Annotated in this window: 15 protein-coding genes and 2 pseudogenes; 9 read left to right on the top strand and 8 right to left on the bottom strand. The window is 63.1% G+C overall.

All coding sequences use genetic code 11. The annotated features are described in order from the left end of the window. Window positions 1-148: 148 nt before the first annotated feature. Entirely contained in the window at window positions 149-1,279 is a 1,131-nt protein-coding gene (locus V1277_RS02290; protein ID WP_334414842.1) for a M20/M25/M40 family metallo-hydrolase, read from the bottom strand. A gap of 278 nt (window positions 1,280-1,557) precedes the next feature. Here V1277_RS02290 and V1277_RS02285 point away from each other — a divergent pair, with 278 nt between their 5' ends. Beyond that, window positions 1,558-3,180, top strand: coding sequence for an ABC transporter substrate-binding protein (locus tag V1277_RS02285; RefSeq protein WP_334414841.1), 1,623 nt, complete (start codon window positions 1,558-1,560; stop codon window positions 3,178-3,180). Window positions 3,181-3,451: 271 nt separating this feature from the next. Here V1277_RS02285 and V1277_RS02280 read toward each other — a convergent pair whose 3' ends face one another. After that, window positions 3,452-4,309 carry an alpha/beta fold hydrolase gene (locus V1277_RS02280; RefSeq protein WP_334414840.1) on the bottom strand — a complete coding sequence of 286 codons (858 nt, stop codon included), beginning with the start codon at window positions 4,307-4,309 and terminating at the stop codon, window positions 3,452-3,454. Window positions 4,310-4,412: 103 nt separating this feature from the next. On the opposite strand from V1277_RS02280, the gene V1277_RS02275 reads away from it, so the two are divergent. Continuing rightward, window positions 4,413-5,147: a lysophospholipid acyltransferase family protein gene (locus V1277_RS02275; RefSeq protein ID WP_334414839.1), complete on the top strand. Its 735-nt coding sequence runs from the start codon at window positions 4,413-4,415 to the stop codon at window positions 5,145-5,147. Here the strand turns inward: V1277_RS02275 and V1277_RS02270 are convergent. Both V1277_RS02270 and V1277_RS02265 read right to left on the bottom strand, forming a co-directional pair. Beyond that, window positions 5,144-5,731 carry a TMEM175 family protein gene (locus V1277_RS02270; RefSeq protein ID WP_334420260.1) on the bottom strand — a complete coding sequence of 196 codons (588 nt, stop codon included), beginning with the start codon at window positions 5,729-5,731 and terminating at the stop codon, window positions 5,144-5,146. The two genes, V1277_RS02275 and V1277_RS02270, sit on opposite strands and share 4 nt — an antisense overlap. A 171-nt stretch (window positions 5,732-5,902) precedes the next feature. Then, a pseudogene (locus tag V1277_RS02265) lies at window positions 5,903-6,001 on the bottom strand. Between the two features lie 414 nt (window positions 6,002-6,415). Between V1277_RS02265 and V1277_RS02260 the strand changes: the two are divergent. Next, window positions 6,416-6,856 (top strand): twin-arginine translocation pathway signal, encoded by a 441-nt coding sequence (locus tag V1277_RS02260; protein ID WP_334414838.1) that lies wholly within the window; start codon window positions 6,416-6,418, stop codon window positions 6,854-6,856. Window positions 6,857-6,887: 31 nt separating this feature from the next. Here V1277_RS02260 and V1277_RS02255 read toward each other — a convergent pair whose 3' ends face one another. Both V1277_RS02255 and V1277_RS02250 read right to left on the bottom strand, forming a co-directional pair. Next, complete coding sequence (locus tag V1277_RS02255) at window positions 6,888-8,090, bottom strand: FAD-dependent monooxygenase (RefSeq protein ID WP_334414837.1); 1,203 nt, start codon at window positions 8,088-8,090, stop codon at window positions 6,888-6,890. Between the two features lie 7 nt (window positions 8,091-8,097). Continuing rightward, window positions 8,098-8,343, bottom strand: a complete 246-nt coding sequence (locus V1277_RS02250) for a zinc-finger domain-containing protein (RefSeq protein ID WP_057843934.1) — start codon at window positions 8,341-8,343, stop codon at window positions 8,098-8,100. A gap of 249 nt (window positions 8,344-8,592) precedes the next feature. Between V1277_RS02250 and V1277_RS02245 the strand changes: the two genes are divergently transcribed. After that, window positions 8,593-9,753, top strand: coding sequence for a hypothetical protein (locus tag V1277_RS02245; RefSeq protein WP_334414836.1), 1,161 nt, complete (start codon window positions 8,593-8,595; stop codon window positions 9,751-9,753). Window positions 9,754-9,808: 55 nt separating this feature from the next. After that, window positions 9,809-10,561 (top strand): alpha/beta fold hydrolase, encoded by a 753-nt coding sequence (locus tag V1277_RS02240; protein ID WP_334414835.1) that lies wholly within the window; start codon window positions 9,809-9,811, stop codon window positions 10,559-10,561. A gap of 15 nt (window positions 10,562-10,576) precedes the next feature. On the opposite strand, the pseudogene V1277_RS02235 reads toward V1277_RS02240, so the two are convergent. After that, a pseudogene (locus tag V1277_RS02235) lies at window positions 10,577-11,932 on the bottom strand (hypothetical protein); the annotation flags it as partial. A 206-nt stretch (window positions 11,933-12,138) separates the two neighbouring features. Between V1277_RS02235 and cysE the strand changes: the two are divergent. Next, window positions 12,139-12,966 carry a serine O-acetyltransferase gene (gene cysE, locus V1277_RS02230; protein ID WP_334374453.1) on the top strand — a complete coding sequence of 276 codons (828 nt, stop codon included), beginning with the start codon at window positions 12,139-12,141 and terminating at the stop codon, window positions 12,964-12,966. Window positions 12,967-13,161: 195 nt separating this feature from the next. Beyond that, window positions 13,162-13,380: a DUF3126 family protein gene (locus V1277_RS02225; protein WP_057843888.1), complete on the top strand. Its 219-nt coding sequence runs from the start codon at window positions 13,162-13,164 to the stop codon at window positions 13,378-13,380. 121 nt (window positions 13,381-13,501) lie between these two features. On the opposite strand, the gene V1277_RS02220 is transcribed toward V1277_RS02225, so the two are convergent. Beyond that, on the bottom strand, window positions 13,502-14,149 hold the full coding sequence (locus tag V1277_RS02220) for a hypothetical protein (protein WP_442894558.1): 648 nt from the start codon (window positions 14,147-14,149) through the stop codon (window positions 13,502-13,504). 306 nt (window positions 14,150-14,455) lie between these two features. On the opposite strand from V1277_RS02220, the gene V1277_RS02215 reads away from it, so the two are divergent. Together V1277_RS02215 and V1277_RS02210 are read left to right on the top strand one after the other, a co-directional pair. Then, window positions 14,456-14,785 (top strand): DUF6949 family protein, encoded by a 330-nt coding sequence (locus V1277_RS02215; protein ID WP_065748028.1) that lies wholly within the window; start codon window positions 14,456-14,458, stop codon window positions 14,783-14,785. A 72-nt stretch (window positions 14,786-14,857) separates the two neighbouring features. Beyond that, the gene (locus tag V1277_RS02210; protein ID WP_334414833.1) at window positions 14,858-15,388 is read left to right on the top strand and encodes a gamma carbonic anhydrase family protein; all 531 of its coding nucleotides are present in this window, start codon (window positions 14,858-14,860) and stop codon (window positions 15,386-15,388) included. Window positions 15,389-15,617 lie beyond the last annotated feature (229 nt).

The raw sequence follows: 15,617 nt of genomic DNA, 5'->3' as shown, positions 1-15,617 counted from the left end.
CCTGCGTTTTTTGCGATGCAGCTAGGCGGTGGGACGAAATGCGTGCGTCATTCTCTTCGTCATTCCGGGATGGTGCGTTAGCACCAGATCCGGAATCTCGAGATTCCGGGTTCGATGCTTCGCATCGCCCCGGAATGACAGATGCACCTCACTCCAGCGTCGCGAGCAGCCCCGCCGTCAGGCGCCCGCGTTCGGCGAGGCTGTCTACTTCAATATGCTCATTTAGCGTATGCGCATCGGCGCCGCGGACGCCTAGGCCATCGAGCGTCGGGATGCCCATGGCACCGGTAAAATTGCCGTCGGATCCGCCACCGGCGCTGCAATGGGGCAGTTCGAGGCCCAACTGCGCGGCAATCCCGCGCGCCTTTTCGTATAACGCCATGGTGCCGGCATCTGGTTCCCACACCGGGCGGGTGACGCCGCGGGTTACCGTGAACGTGACGTCGTTGCTGGTGCCTGACAACGCCAGCATACGCTCGACGCCGCGGTCGAGATCGGCCTGGCGCTTGGCCATGCTCAGCGCTTCGCCGGTGCAGGTGGTGGCGACGCAATTGACCCACTGGCCGCCATGCACGATGCCGACCGAGAACGTACAATCTTCGGTCGTCATGCCGTCGATCGCGATAATCTGGCGTGCCATTTCGCGGATCGCGGAACGGCCGGAAGAAAGCGTGGCGCCGGCATGGCTCGGCTTGCCGACGGCCTCCAGATTGAAGCGCGCAATCGCATAGCGTCCGGTGACGACGCCATTGTTCGGTCGTCCGGGCTCCGGCACCAGCACGTATTTGTTGCGCGCGGCTTCCGCCTCGATGATGTCGCGGGTCGAGGGCGTGCCGACTTCCTCGTCGGGCGTGAACAGCACCGTAATCGGCAGCGGCGTCGTGAACGCGGCGCGGGCCAGTTGCCGGATCGCTTCCAGCGAGAGGTAATTGCCGCCCTTCATGTCGAAGATGCCGGGGCCGAAGCATTTGTTGCCCTCGCGCCGCCATCGCAGCTTTTCGATGGTGCCGACGGGGTGGACGGTATCCATGTGGCCGGCGATCAGGATGCCGGGCTCGCCCTGCTTCGGGTGAGGAAAGCGGGCGCGGACGCAGCCGGCAAATCCCTGGCGGCCGGCGATGCGCTCGATGGTCGCACCCATAATGGCCATGTCGCGCGCGGCGAGGTCGAGCATGCGTTCCACCGCAGCCTTGTCCCAGGTCGGGCTTTCGCACTCCACCCAGCCGCGCAATCCCTGCAGCATGGCCTCGGAATCAAAGGGAAGATTGGCTGGGTTCATGGACTTCTCTTGGTTTTCTTAGTTTCGGGTTTCGACCGATAGGGCGCGGCCTCGCCGTGTACGAGAATGATCTCGCGCGGATTTGTAAAGTGAAACATGAACGCGCGTCCCGCGGTATCCGCAGCGCGGTAGCCGCCTCAAAGCGGATTGACGTGCCGCGCGCTTGATGCAAGTCTTCAAATAGTCAGGATTTACAGCGTGTTAGTTCGCCCAAATAACGAACCGCATGCATAATGAATCAGCGGACATTGAACAGATTCACGTCAGGAGGAGATCGAATGTTCCACATCATGCGTTGGAAACGTCCCACGATAGCGACTGCGTTGTCGGTGCTTGCGCTGTCGGCGGCGCTGACGTCGATAGGCCCGACCTCGCAGGCCACGGCCGCCAGCAAGAAGACCATCACCGCGGTGATGCACTCCGATCTGCGCGTTCTCGATCCCGGCTTCACCACCGCCTACATCACCCGCGATCATGGCTACATGATCTACGATACGCTGCTGGCGACCGATTCCAATTTCAAGGTCCAGCCCCAGATGGCGGACTGGAAAGTCAGCGATGACAAGCTGACTTATACGTTCACCTTGCGCGATGGCTTGAAGTGGCACGATGGTGCGCCGGTGACGGCGGAAGACTGCGTCGCCTCTCTGAAGCGCTGGGGCCGCAACGACAATATGGGCCAGAAGCTGATGGATTTCACCGCCAGCATCGAGCCGATCGACGCCAAGAGTTTTGCGTTGAAACTGAAGGAGCCCTACGGCCTGGTGCTGGAATCGATCGGCAAGCCGTCGTCCTATACGCCGTTCATGATGCCCAAGCGCCTTGCGGAAACGCCGGCCGGTCAGCAGATCAAGGAACATATCGGATCCGGCCCGTTCAAATTCGTGCAGTCGGAATTCCAGCCGGGCGTGAAGGCGGCCTATGAAAAGAACGCGGACTACGTGCCGCGCAAGGAGCCGCCGAGCTGGACCGCCGGCGGCAAGGTCGCGAAGGTCGATCGCGTTGAATGGATCACCATGCCGGATGCGCAGACCGCGGTGAACGCATTGCAGTCCGGCGATATCGACTTCATGGAAAATCCGTCGTTCGATCTGTTGCCGGTGGTGAAAGCCAACAAGGACATCAAGATCGAGATTTTGAACAAGCTCGGCTTCCAGACGCTCGGCCGGATGAACTTCCTCCTTCCACCCTTCGATAACGTCAAGGTTCGCCGCGCCGCGCTGCTGGCGATGAACCAGAAGGACGTTCTGGACGCGCTGGTCGGCAACCCCGAATATTACAAGATCTGCGGTGCCTACTTCGTCTGCGGCACGCCGCTGGCGACCGAAGAGGGCGCCGGAAATCTGACCAAGGCCGGCAGCATGGCGGAAGCCAAGAAGGCGCTCGCCGAGTCCGGTTACGATGGCACCCCGATCGTGATCATGGCGCCGGGCGACGTCGTCACGCTGAAGGCGCAGCCGATCGTCGCAGCGCAATTGCTGCGCGAGGCCGGCTTCAAGGTCGACCTGCAGGCCACCGACTGGCAGACCGTCGTCACACGCCGCGCCAGCCAGAAGCCCACGAAGGAGGGCGGCTGGAATATGTTTTTCACCAACTGGGTCGGCGCCGACGTGATGAACCCGATCGCCAACGCGTCGATCGGCGGCCGCGGCACCAAGGGCGGCTGGTTCGGTTGGGCGGAAAGCGCCAAGATCGAGGAGTTGAAGGACAAGTTCGCGCGCGCTATCTCGCCGGACGAGCAGAAGAAAATCGCTGCCGAAATCCAGAAGGAAGCCTATGAGCAGGTGATCTACGTTCCGCTCGGCCAATATCTCGCGCCGAGCGCGTGGCGGAAGTCGCTTACCGGTGTGCTCGATGGCCCGGCGACGCCGGTCTTCTGGAACATTGACAAGAGCGAGTAGGGCAGTTCGCTTTAAGTCGAATATCAGCAAAGCGCGACGGAGGACGGTTCCTCCGTCGCGTTTTTGTTTTCATCGTCAGCAGTGGGTATCGCGTACCAGTTCCGGGCCGTCATTCTCAAGTGGCGGAGAGACTTGCGGCGGTGGCGGCGACGGGGAGCGCTGATCCCGCGCTTGCTTGCGCTCGGCTGCAGCCTTTTCCCGATCTTTTTCACTGGTCATGTTGTCATACTCCATTTTGTGCACGACAACATTTTTGTGGGCGTTGCGTTCCTCACGCAGGATGCGCGGCCAGATGTTCCAGCAGCAGTTCGCACACCCGCTGCGGCGCTTGATCCGCCGCAAAATGCCCGACGCCGGGCAGCACCTCGAAACAATAGGGCGCGGCGATGAAATCCACCGTGCCTTCGGCGGCGGGGCGACCGACCGTGTCGTCGGCGTCGCCCCAGATATAGAGCGTCGGCACGCGGATCGGACCGAGCGGGCCACGGATCGCGCCGCGTGCGCGATACCAGGCGAGCGCCGCTTCCATCGCGTCCTTGTTGCCGAGCACGGCAAGATGCCTCTCGATCGCATCAGAGGGAACGCCATTGGCGGCGAGACGCTCGCGCAGCCATTTGGCATCGTTCGCGAGCACGACATCGGCGGCATCCGGCTCCAGAAACGCCTTGTGATGCCTTGAGCGCTGCGCCTGCTCGCCGTCGGCTGCCAGCGCGCGGTTGAACGCGTTCGGATGCGGCCGCGAGAGAATGGTGAGCGACGCCAGCCGCTCGGGATGGCGGTCGGCGACCCCCCAGGCGATGCTGCCGCCCCAGTCATGGCCGACCAGATGAAACCGCGCATCGCCATAGCCGGCAGCCGCCACGATCGCCATGGCGTCGTCCATCAGGCGGTCGATCAGGTAGTGCGAAAATTCCCGCGGATCGGGCCGTGCGCCCGGCGAGTAGCCGCGCTGGCTCGGCGCAACGGCGCGATAGCCCATATCGCCGAGCGCCGTCACCTGGGCACGCCAGCAATGCATCGATTCCGCAAAGCCGTGCAGCAGCAGCACCAGCGGCGCGCCGGGCGTGCCGGCGCTGATGGCATCGAAGGTGAGGTGCGGAGCGATGGTGATTTGCTCTGACGCCGGCATGCGACGAACCTAACGAGGCGATTCCGGCCGGCCGATGACGGAATTGTGCAACGGCGGGAAAGTGCTGTATTGGGTGGCCACAAAGCGCCCAAGGGGACAATCGTTGCACTATTTGAGATCGATCATATTCGATACGGCGGTGGTAATCCTGACGCTCGCCGTGTCGCTGACGGTGCCGCTCATGTGGCTGTTCAATGCGAGCGGCCGGACCGTGCGTGCGGTTTCGCAGGTCTGGGTCAACGGCATCATGTTTCTGATGAAGCATGTCGTAGGCCTCGATTACACGGTGCAGGGGCGCGAGAACGTGCCCGACGGTCCCTGCATCATCGCCTGCAACCATCAATCGCTGTGGGAAACCGCGGCGCTCTGCGCGCTTTTCCCGGACGCCAGCATCGTCGCCAAGAAAGAGCTGCGCAAGGTGCCGTTCGTCGGCTGGTTCCTGGAGCGCTATCCGATGATTTTGGTCGATCGCTCGGCGGGCCGCCATGCGCTGCGCCAGATGGTCGATGAAGCCAGGCGAGCGACCGGCGAGGGCCGTCAGGTCTTGCTGTTTCCGCAAGGTACCCGCCAGGCGATCGATGAGCCGATGAGATTCCAGTCCGCTGGCATCTCGGCGCTCTACACCAACCTCGACGTATCAGTCGTTCCCGCGGCGTGCAATTCCGGCCTGTTCTGGGGCAAGAAGACCCTGATCATGCACTCCGGCACCATCACGCTGTCCTTCCTGCCGCCGATCGCGCCGGGCCTGCCGCGCAAGGAATTTCAGGAAAAGATGGAGCGGATGATTGCGGAGGAGGCGAGCCGGCTGCTCACGCTGAGCAAGGCGAAGGTGCGCTAGGCGGAGCGACGCGCGGCGAGCCAGCCGGCAAAGGGCGCGAGAAACGCCAGGCACCAGATATATGGCGCAACCCGCGGCTCGATAAAGGCCATCGCCGCGCCGAGCACGAACACACAGACCGGAAACAGCGCCGTCGCCAGCAATTGCGGATCGCGGCGGCCGCGCAGAGCCAGAACCCACAACACCGCGTTCAGCGCTGCGATCGCCAGCAGGTGAAAGCCGTAGATCACCGCCACCACGCCATCGAGCCGATAGCTGCCATAGAGGCCGTTCGTCACCGGCAGGATGATGATCGAGAGCAGAAAAAACAGATTGAGGAACACCACGCCGCGCCCGCCTTCCGGTGCCACCGCCAGCCGCCGGTGATGGCTGAACCAGAACAGGCCGGCGACGACGAAGCTGATCGTCAATGCGATGACGGGCTGGGCATAGACGCGAAGCACGTCGTGCCAATCGGGCGCTTGCGCAAAACTGGAGGCCTTCGGCAAATCATAGGCGAGCAGCGTCATGGCAACGCCGAAGATGGTGTTGCTCAGCATCTCCAGCCGGCGCATTTCGAACAGATGGATTTGCGGCAATGTGATCCCCCAGTCTCCCCAATCTGTCCACGCTTCCGCTGCGCCTTGATGGTCCAAACGTGGTTGCGCCAGCGTCCCCGCCAAGGTGGCTTGCCAAGCCGCAGCTCGCGGACACAAAGCCCGCCTTCGCCTGTCGGCTTCGGCGTGGCAGCCTTCATTCGCTTCGCGAGCGAAGGCTGGTGCGGGCGGCCGGACTCGAACCGGCACAGAGGTCACCCTCCGAGGGATTTTCTTACCAGCTACGGCTTTCGCCGCCTCGCCAGCGTGGACATCCGCGCCGGCTCGTTTGTGGTCTGGACTATACCTTCACCATTGGTGCGTTCGCGCCTTTAGGTGCTGCCCGTCTAGTCTCTACACCTTCGCACTAACCGTTAGGTTCGGGCGCTTGGCTCGGGATTGCCATATGAAAGGTTTCCCCGAATTTGAGCAGTTCTACAGCTTGGGTTTCCCCAAGAGCACTCAAATGCTTAAGTCCCTTGCGTCTACCATTTCGCCACGCCCGCTTTCACTAGCAGATCAGACACTTAGCGCGTTTTCCGGAGAAGCGGAATTGGGAATAATCTCCGGCCCAAACGCTCCCCACCTTTAAGTGAGCGCGGCGCCAAAGCAAAGCCTCAATGCGGACACTTGGGGTGTTTACCTGCGGCGAGCTTTAGGCAATCTCAAGATAATCCACTTAATGAAGGTCCGATGCCCAACTCGCTGTCCCATCGCCGGTTATTCTCGCACAGCCTCGCGGCGTTGGCGCTGGTTGCGCTCGGCGCCGGCCTGTCCGGTTGCGCCGGGATGAGCGACACCATATCGCCGGCCTTTGCCGATCCCGCCAAATACGATCTCTACGATTGCAAGCAGCTCGAGCCCGAGCGCAAGAGCCTCGCGACGCGCACCGCGGAATTGCAGGGGCTGATGACCAAGGCCGAAACCGGCGTCGCCGGTCCCATGGTGGCGGAGCTCGCCTATCGCAACGACTACATCGCGTTGCGCGGACAGTCGAAGCTGGCCGATGAAGCCTGGCAGAAGAACAGGTGCCAGGAATCTAAACCGGAAGCCAGGCCGGCGCCGGTCCCGCCATCGATCGCGCCGGCTCCTGTTGCCAAGGGCCGTACGAAGGCAAGCCGGTCGGCAAATTAGAACGTTGTCGGTTGCGGCCGTCGAACTTCGCTCACAGCCGCCAATTATAAATCCAGTCCTGCCGCGCCAGCATCCGCTCCGGGCCCATCGCTTTGATCGTGAGGTCGCGCGCCAGCGCCAGTGGTCCGGTGAGATGATAGATGCGTCCCTGTTGTCGGGCGGCACGCTGCACCCGCAGCACGCGGCCGCGCCGCTGCCGGCCATAACGCTTCAGTGCCGCCGGGATGCCTGCGATCGGATCGCCGGGGCTTTCGCTCAAGCATTTGGCAAGCACGGCGGCGTCCTCGATCGCCATTCCCGCGCCCTGCGCGGCAAACGGCAGCATCGCGTGCGCGGCGTCGCCGAGCAGCGCGATCGCACCGTCGGTCCATTCGCCGACTTCGGGTAGGGTGAACAGCGCCCAGCGCCGCCACTCGTCGACGGCCCCGATCAGCATCCGCGCGGTCGCAGGCCATCGCTGCGAGGCGAACGCGTTTTTCAGCTCGTTGGCATCGCCCGGTGCGCTCCAGCCCGGCCTGTTCCAGGTTCCCGGCACGATAGCGACCACGTTGATCTGCCGCGCGGCCGAGATCGGGTAGGCGACCAGATGCGCGTCCGGCCCCATCCAGAGCTGCACGCGGGCAGCGGTATATTCGCGCGGCAGCGTGGTCGCATCGAGGGTTCCGCGCCAGGCGATCAGGCCGGAAAATTGCGGTTGCACTTCCGGGAACAAATGGTTCCGCACCGCGGACCAGATGCCGTCGGCGCCGATCAGCGCCACCGCCAACTCCTGTTGGCGTGCATTGCCGCGGCGCTGCACGACAGTCAGCCCTTTGGCGTGCGAGGTCACGTCTTCGAACTGGCAACCAAGCCGCAGGTCGATGTCCGGATGGTCGTTGACCGCGGCCTGCAACGCGCCTTGCAGATCGGCGCGGTGCATCACCCAATAGGGCGCGCCAGCGCGAAGGCCGGCGGCCTCGCCGAGCGGCAGGCGGGCGATCTCACCGCCCGCACGCGCGCTCACGATACTAATGGCCTCGGGTGTCACCGCGCGTGGCGCAAGCCGCGGCCGCAGGCCGAGGTCGACCAGGATCCGGCTGGCGTTGGGCGAAAGCTGCAGGCCGGCGCCGGCTTCCTCCAGCCGTTCGGCCTTTTCCAGAATGATGACGCGAAAGCCTTTGGCTGCGAGCGAAAGCGCTGCCGTCAGTCCCCCGATCCCGGCACCAGCAACGATGATGGTGCGCGCGGCGGCCACCGAAAGGTCAGGCGACCTTGTCCCTCAGGACGCATTCGGGCGGGCGGGCTTCGCCTGCGGCGAGGTCGGGGGCAAAGCGGTACAGCGTCGAGCAATAGGGGCAGATGATCTCGTTGTCGTTGCCAAGGTCGAGAAACACGTGGGGATGATCGAACGGCGGCTTGGCGCCCACGCACATGAATTCCTGCGAGCCGATCTCGATTACCGAGACTCCGGCGTCGTTATGGAAATGCGGGACGACATGGTCGGACATCAGCTTCACCTTGGATTTCAACGATGAGCGCACGCAATCAACGCGACGCGGCAGCTTCGAAATGCCGCGCACCATAGTGGGGGGTGCCGATGATTCCTAGAGCCGATTCGGGATGTCCCCGCCGCACATTTGCTCATGCAAATTCGACACAATTCTGTCGTCGGAGAAAAGCCCTTCTTTCGTCGGGGCAGTTGTGTCTTAAAAACGGCATACCATCTTGAGAAAGACGAAAACATTGGACTTTTTTGGATGAGGCGATTGCGGTTCGGTTCGGCTCTGGCAGGGGCGCTAGGATGCTTGGCGCTCAGCGTGGCGGTGTGCGCGGCGCTGTGGCCGCACGCCCGCGAGGCCGGCGCCATCCTGGCCGCGCAGGACGATCCCGCGACGCTGTCCGACATCCAGATCAACTCGGCGTTGCGGGCCAACCAAGCGCTGGTCGCCGGTCATATCGAGGCAGCGCTCGCGGAGGGCGATTCCGATCTCGCCAACAGCTTCGTCGAACTTGCCCGCGACAAGGGCATTGCCGTCAGCGACGAACTATCGAAGCGCGTCAGCGATGCCGTTACTGACGCAGGTTCGGCGTCGCATTTTGCCAACCGCTTTGCCACGGGTTTCGTGGTCGGCAATGCCGACGATGTCGCAAGCCTGTCGGGTACGGTTGCCGGCGATCTCTTCGTCTACGGCGATATCAGGGACGTTGTTCGCGAAGGCAAGCACCTCGCGACGGGCGAGGACGTGGACCGGCTGGTGCTGGGCCTTGCGACGGTCGGCCTCGCAGTGACCGCGGCGACCTATGTATCGGTCGGCGGTGTTGGTCCGGTGCGCGCCGGCCTCAGCATGGTCAAGAGTGCCCGCAAGGTCGGACGTCTCGGCGAGGGACTGACGCAATGGGCCGGCCGCTCGGTGCGTGAGGTCGTCGATGCGCCGGTCCTGCAGCAGGCGGTCGCGAAAGGCTCGGTGCTGCGGCCGGGCCAGACCATCAGCGCAATCAAGGCGGCGTTCCGCGCCGAGAAAGCCGGCGCGCTGGTGCGGCTGGCGAAAGATGTCGGACGCGTCGGCGAAAAGGCCGGCACGCGTGGCGCGCTCGACGCACTGCGCATCGCGCAAGGCCCGAAGGACATCGCCCGCGCCGCGCGGCTTGCCGAATCCAAGGGCGGCCAGACCCGCGCGATCTTGAAGGTGCTCGGCCGCGGCGCGCTGCTGCTGGCAACCGGCGCTTTCAATCTGACGATGTGGGTATTCGGCGCGCTATTGGCGCTGTTCGGATTTCTGTCGTCGATCAAGGCGACCACCGAGCGGGCGACCCAAGCGTGGCTTCGCCGCAAGAAAGCGCGGCGTTTGAGAAAGGAGGCGGCGGCAGCATGCTTGCCGGCCGCCCCGGCGCTGGCGGGCGCTGCCGCACAAGGCTAGATTTGCAGCCATTGCAGGTCGTCCAATTCCGATCCCCCGAAAAATGGAACTGATGATGCCGAGTTTTCACAACGGCGCTGTCGAAATTGCTTATCTCGACGAAGGCGAGGGCGATCCGATCGTCCTCGTGCACGGCTTTGCCTCCAGCAAGAATGTGAACTGGGTTTATCCGACCTGGGTTTCCGATCTGAGGAAAGACGGCCGCCGCGTGATCGCGCTCGACAATCGCGGCCATGGCGATTCCGAAAAGCTCTACGATTCCACTGCTTACGAAATTGCGATCATGGCAAGCGACGTCATTGCGCTGCTGGATCATCTGGGAATCGAGCGCGCCGACATCATGGGCTATTCGCTGGGATCGCGAATGACGGCGATCCTGGCGCGCGAGCAGCCGCAGCGGTTGCGCTCGGCGATTCTCGGCGGCATCGGGATCGGACTGATCGAGGGCGGCGGTCCCGGCGAGAACGTGGCCATCGCGCTGGAAGCGCCGTCGCTGGAGGATGTCACCGATCCGGTCGGCCGCACCTTTCGCGCCTTCGCCGATCAGACCCGATCCGACCATCGCGCGCTTGCCGCCTGCCTGCGCGGCTCGCGGCGGTTGATGACATCGGATGAAGCCGCCGAGATCCGCGTGCCGGTCCTGATTGCGGTCGGCACCAGGGATGAAATCGCCGGCTCAGCCGCGGCGCTCGGAAGGATCATTCCGGGCGCCGAGGTGCTCGACATTCCGAACCGCGATCATATGCGCGCGGTCGGCGACAAGGTCTACAAAGTCGGTGTCATCGATTTCCTGTCGCGACGGCAATGAGCGGTCGCGCGCGTCTTCACCGGCGAATTGCCTGATGGCCGCGATCAGCACCACCGTGGTCGCAAGCCACGCCAGCCGCGCGCCGTAACGATCGTGCGGACCGGATATCACGGCGCAGACGAAAGCATTGCCGAGGAGCGCGAACGAGACCGTGCCGGCGAGCAAGGTGAGATCGTCGAACAGTCGGCGCAGCACACCGCGGCCGAACAGGATGACGGCCAGCAGCATCGACGCCAGCGCAACGGGAATGTGAATCCGGTTGATCGCGGTGAAGTCGAAGTGCCAGCGCTGCTGCTGCGCCGCGCGCATCGGCTTCACCTGTGCGGGAAGAAAGCGCTCGATGATGCCGTAGGTATGGCCGAGCCAGCCGTCGGTGCCTTCGCCGGTCCCGACGTAGACGAATTGCTGCGCAGTGGCGATAGCCGCCGCCTTGGCCTGCCAGGCCGGATACTCGGCCAGCGAATGCAACACGATAAAGCCCATCTCGTCGTTCAGTCCCTGAAAACGGCCAAGCGTGTTGAACATGCTGTTGCCCCACAGAAACTGGTCGGCGGTGGCCGGCAGCTGGTCTCGGTAGGGGCAGAGCTTGAAATTCTGCTTCGGGCAATGATCGCGCAAATACTGCGCGACGATGCCGTCCTGCAGCATCCGTGCGAACGCCACGCCGAAACCGCCAGGCGTCCACGCCAGCTTCCCGGATAATGCGAAATTGGTCGACAGCAACAGCGCAGCTCCGGCGACGATGGTCAGGCTGCCCTGCGTCAGTCCGGAAACGGAAATCCGCCCGCGCAGAAAGGGACGCGCGATCCAGCCGACGCAGCACAGTCCGAGCAGCACCGCGAGCGTCGCGCTGTGAGTCGCCGCGGCGAAAGCTGTGAGGCCGAACAGCAGGCATTTTTCCGGGATCGAAGTCCGCTCGCCGAGCACGACCAGGATGAAGAGCGAAAGCACCGACAACCCGGCGAAAATGTCGGTCAGGAGCGTGCTGGCAAGAAAAGGCAGCGAGGTGGTCAGGGCCAGCACGAAGCTCATGGCCAGGAGCCGCAACGGCTCGGAGATACCAAGCACCCGCAGCGTTAACTGCAGGATCCACAGCGTCGCCAGCGCGTTGATCCCGAGGTTGATCCAGAAGCTCGAATCCTCGCCGAAGTGAAGATAGAGGCCGAACGTGGTGGAGCGGCTGGGGACCAGGTAGCCCTCGTACCACCGGGCCAGATAGCCGCCAGTGTCCCACTGGAGCAGGGGATAGCCATTCCACAGGGCAGGAGCCAGCAACATCAATGGGATGGCGATGGCGGCGATCCAGGCCGAGCGCGAATTCGCAGCGGTACGCGCCCGCAATATCTGCGTGCTGATGTGGCTTCCCCCCATTTGGGCAGCATCCGCCGAATGGCAGGTCCGCCGAAATTCACCAATAGTCGCAGGCCCGCCGGCTTGATTTCTTGATATCGCTGACCACCTTGAACTAACCCCCACGGCATTCGGAGGCGGTTTACGCTGGCCTGCGCCTGCCCGGGACAGAAGTCCGCCCGCCGTGCTATAATAGCAACGTAATCAGTGAATTTGCGAGAGCAATCATGGCAGTGCATCAGGTCAATCCGCAAGCGTCGAAGCTCGCCGCACTCGATCCGATCTGGGACCGCATCCGGGGCGAGGCGGAGGACATCGTCCGCCGCGAGCCGGAGCTTGCTTCCTTCCTCTATTCGACCGTGCTGCATCACGAGCGCCTGGAGGAATCGGTGGTGCATCGTCTCGCCGAGCGGCTCGATCATTCGGCACTATCGGGCGATTTGATCCGGCAGACCTATGACGAGGCGCTGCGTGACGAGCCCGATATCGGCAATGCGTTCCGCGCCGATCTGGTCGCGGTCTACGACCGCGACCCCGCAACCTCGCGCTTCATTGATCCGTTGCTCTACTTCAAGGGTTTTCACGCGCTGCAGGCCCATCGCCTGGCGCACTGGCTCTATCAAAAGGGCCGCAAGGATTTTGCCTATTATCTGCAGAGCCGCTCGTCGGCGGTATTTCAGACCGATATCAACCCCGCCGCCAAAATCGGCCGCGGCATTTTCCTCGATCACGCGACCGGCTTCGTCTGCGGCGAGACCGCCGTGATCGATGACGACGTTTCGATCCTGCACGGCGTCACGCTGGGAGGCACCGGCAAGGAGAACGAGGATCGTCATCCGAAGATCAGGCGCGGCGTGCTGATCGGGGCAGGCGCCAAAATTCTCGGCAATATCGAGATCGGCCATTGCGCGCGCATTGCCGCGGGCTCGGTGGTTGTCAAGCCAGTGCCGCACAATGTCACGGTGGCCGGCGTCCCCGCGAAGATCGTCGGCGAGGCGGGCTGCGCGGAGCCGTCGCGCACCATGGATCAGATGCTCGGCGCTATCGGGCTTTGATTTTCCACATATTCTGCGGCCGATCTTTGTGAAGTTACGCGCATAGCGTTTTCAAGCGAAGCGTGAAGAAAACGCGTCAAAACAAGGAATAGAGCCTCGGTTCTGATCCAATCAGAACCGAAAAGGCTCTGGCGGTTGGCGCCGTCTCGTCCTAAAACCTCCCCGGAAATTTAAAGAATCCGATTGGAGACCGCCGTGGACGTTCAGGAAGTCAGGAAGCTCGACGCCTATCTCAAGCGCGTATTCGGCAATCCCAAGATCCGCGTCGTGCCGCGGCCGAAAAAGGACGACTCCGCCGAAGTCTATATCGGTGAGGAATTCATCGGCGTGCTGTTCGTCGATGACGAGGACGATGATCGCTCGTTCCAGTTTCAGATGGCGATCCTCGAGGAAGATCTCGCCGACCTCGGCTGAGGTGTGCGTGATGCCGTAGGGTGGGCAAAGCGCAAGCGTGCCCACCACTCTCATTTTCCGCGCTGGAAATAACGTGGTGGGCACGGCGCGATGCGCCTTTGCCCACCCTACAAGATCCCGGCTAGTCCTTCGGCCCGCGCATTTGCGCCGTCAGGCGGTCCATCGCATTCGCAACGTCGCGCCATTGCGACAGCCAGCTCCGCGGAAAGCGGAACGTCAGGTCGGCGCCGTCGACGCGACGCTCGCTCAGGCACATGCCGGGGGTCAGGCCGTCGCGGGTGCAGCGCGCGTTGAGGCTCGGTGCGCCGGCGGAGAACAGGTCCTCGTTGGCGTAGGGCGAGCCGTCGCGGAAGGCGCGCATCGTCAATCCGTCGTCGATCGGTGTTGCCTTCTGTTCGAGGTAGCGCGGATAGATCGTACGCACCCGCGTGTCCGGTGACAGCGTGTCGTGGTGGGCCGATATCGACAGGAAGATCCGGTCGATCGGCTGCACCTTCTCCTCGATCGTATCGGCGCTGACGTGCTTCGGTGCATCCGGCGGTTCAAGCGACGGGAAGACGAAACTGAGATCGACCCGCTCCTGCGGCCCGGAGTGGCGCTGGATCTTGCGGCGGACCGCTGCTGTCGGCACATTGAAGAGCGTGGCGCCGACGCTCACCGGCAACCGGCCCGGAGCGCTGGCGGGCCGCGCTACCCAGGTTGGCCACAGCAAATAAGCGACGAGGGCAATGGCGCCCGCGGTGATGGTTACCGCGACCATGATGAGCATCATGTGCGAGCGCGGATCCCTGCGGGTGTCGCGGGCGAGGTGCTGGGCCGTCGAAAGCAGGGTCATGAACGAGGTATCGGTCGGGTTTCGAGGCTCGGGCACGATCCCGAGAGCTAAGGCGAATCATCCCGCGAATATGCCATGGGCAGCGTCATTTCCGCATGATTTCACGGGAGTGCCGGCCCTGCAGCCATGCGCAAACGAGGTCCCGGCGGTTCGTTGTTAACCCTTCCTTAAGGATACTATGGCGGCCGCCGGCCAATTTTGCGAAAGCAGGGCACGGTTCGTCGAGTACGGGAAGTTGTCATGTCGCCCGATGCGTTGAATTCCCTGTTCTCCCTGTGCATCGGCTTTGCGCTCGCAGGCGCGCTCGCCAGCGGCTATCAGGCGATGGCAGCGCGGCCGGCGGGATTCGGCCTGCTTGGGGAAGGCGTGGCGCCGAAGACATTTGCGGCCGTGCCGTTTCTGGTTTTCGCCGCACCCTTCATCATCATGCGCAACACGCTACGCGGCGCGAAGATCGAGCGCCGTCGCTTCGAATTCGTGATGATGGCGACCGTGCTTTCAGGCTTCTGGAGCTTGATGTCCGGCACGTTCTTCCTGATGACGCTGCGCGCTGCGGGCGTGCTGGCCTGAGGCTCGCGGCCTGTTCGCTTGATCCGCTGCCTGGGGCTGTGCCAAGGTCTCCGCCAACGGAGATCTTTTGTTATGGCGATCTACGAACTCGACGGACAGGGGCCTGAACTCCCCGCAAATGGAAACTACTTCATCGCGGACACCGCCGTCGTGATCGGCAAGGTGCGCCTTTTGGACTCGGCCAGTGTGTGGTTTGGCGCAGTGCTGCGCGGCGACAATGAGTGGATCGAGATCGGCGAGGGCTCCAACGTGCAGGACAATTCCACCTGCCATACCGACCGCGGCTTTCCGCTCACGATCGGCAAGAATTGCACCGTCGGTCACAATGTCATCCTGCATGGCTGCACGCTCGAAGACGACGCGCTGGTCGGCATGGGCTCGATCGTCATGAACGGCGCGAAGATACGTCGCGGCAGCATCGTCGGCGCGGGATCGGTCATCACCGAAGGCAAGGAATATCCCGAATATTCCCTGATCATCGGCTCGCCCGCGCGCGTGGTCCGTACCTTGTTGCCCGAGCAGGTGACGGCGATGGGAAGTGCTGCGAAATTCTACGCGATCAACGGGCCGCGATTCAAAAATGGACTGAAGAAGATCGGTTGAAGGCGCCTTGGTTCCGTCTCTGGCGCTTTCGCGAGAAGCCTCCGAGCAATATCTCGCTCACGCGTCGCTAACCGTCATGCAGGGAGCCGTGGTTCCATGGCGGCATCCCGTATTACTACCGGTTGTAACCTTAAGCCTATGATAGCGCTGGCGGCTTAGGCTCTATCGTTCTGGAGCGATGGCCAACAGACGCAGCAACCCTGAAGGCCCGACCTCATACCCTGCCGGA

The organism is Bradyrhizobium sp. AZCC 1588 (assembly GCF_036924735.1).
GTDB lineage: Bacteria > Pseudomonadota > Alphaproteobacteria > Rhizobiales > Xanthobacteraceae > Bradyrhizobium.
This window is presented reverse-complemented; position numbering and strand designations above follow the sequence as displayed.

Bases quoted from the DNA above. Each gene is read 5' to 3' on its own strand.
- V1277_RS02290 (WP_334414842.1), bottom strand. From the start codon at position 1,279: ATGAACCCAGCCAATCTTCCCTTTGATTCCGAGGCCATGCTGCAGGGA.
- V1277_RS02285 (WP_334414841.1), top strand. From the start codon at position 1,558: ATGTTCCACATCATGCGTTGGAAACGTCCCACGATAGCGACTGCGTTG.
- V1277_RS02250 (WP_057843934.1), bottom strand. From the start codon at position 8,343: ATGTCCGACCATGTCGTCCCGCATTTCCATAACGACGCCGGAGTCTCG.
- V1277_RS02280 (WP_334414840.1), bottom strand. From the start codon at position 4,309: ATGCCGGCGTCAGAGCAAATCACCATCGCTCCGCACCTCACCTTCGAT.
- V1277_RS02220 (WP_442894558.1), bottom strand. From the start codon at position 14,149: ATGCTCATCATGGTCGCGGTAACCATCACCGCGGGCGCCATTGCCCTC.
- V1277_RS02260 (WP_334414838.1), top strand. From the start codon at position 6,416: ATGCCCAACTCGCTGTCCCATCGCCGGTTATTCTCGCACAGCCTCGCG.
- cysE (WP_334374453.1), top strand. From the start codon at position 12,139: ATGGCAGTGCATCAGGTCAATCCGCAAGCGTCGAAGCTCGCCGCACTC.
- V1277_RS02215 (WP_065748028.1), top strand. From the start codon at position 14,456: ATGTCGCCCGATGCGTTGAATTCCCTGTTCTCCCTGTGCATCGGCTTT.
- V1277_RS02210 (WP_334414833.1), top strand. From the start codon at position 14,858: ATGGCGATCTACGAACTCGACGGACAGGGGCCTGAACTCCCCGCAAAT.
- V1277_RS02245 (WP_334414836.1), top strand. From the start codon at position 8,593: ATGAGGCGATTGCGGTTCGGTTCGGCTCTGGCAGGGGCGCTAGGATGC.
- V1277_RS02240 (WP_334414835.1), top strand. From the start codon at position 9,809: ATGCCGAGTTTTCACAACGGCGCTGTCGAAATTGCTTATCTCGACGAA.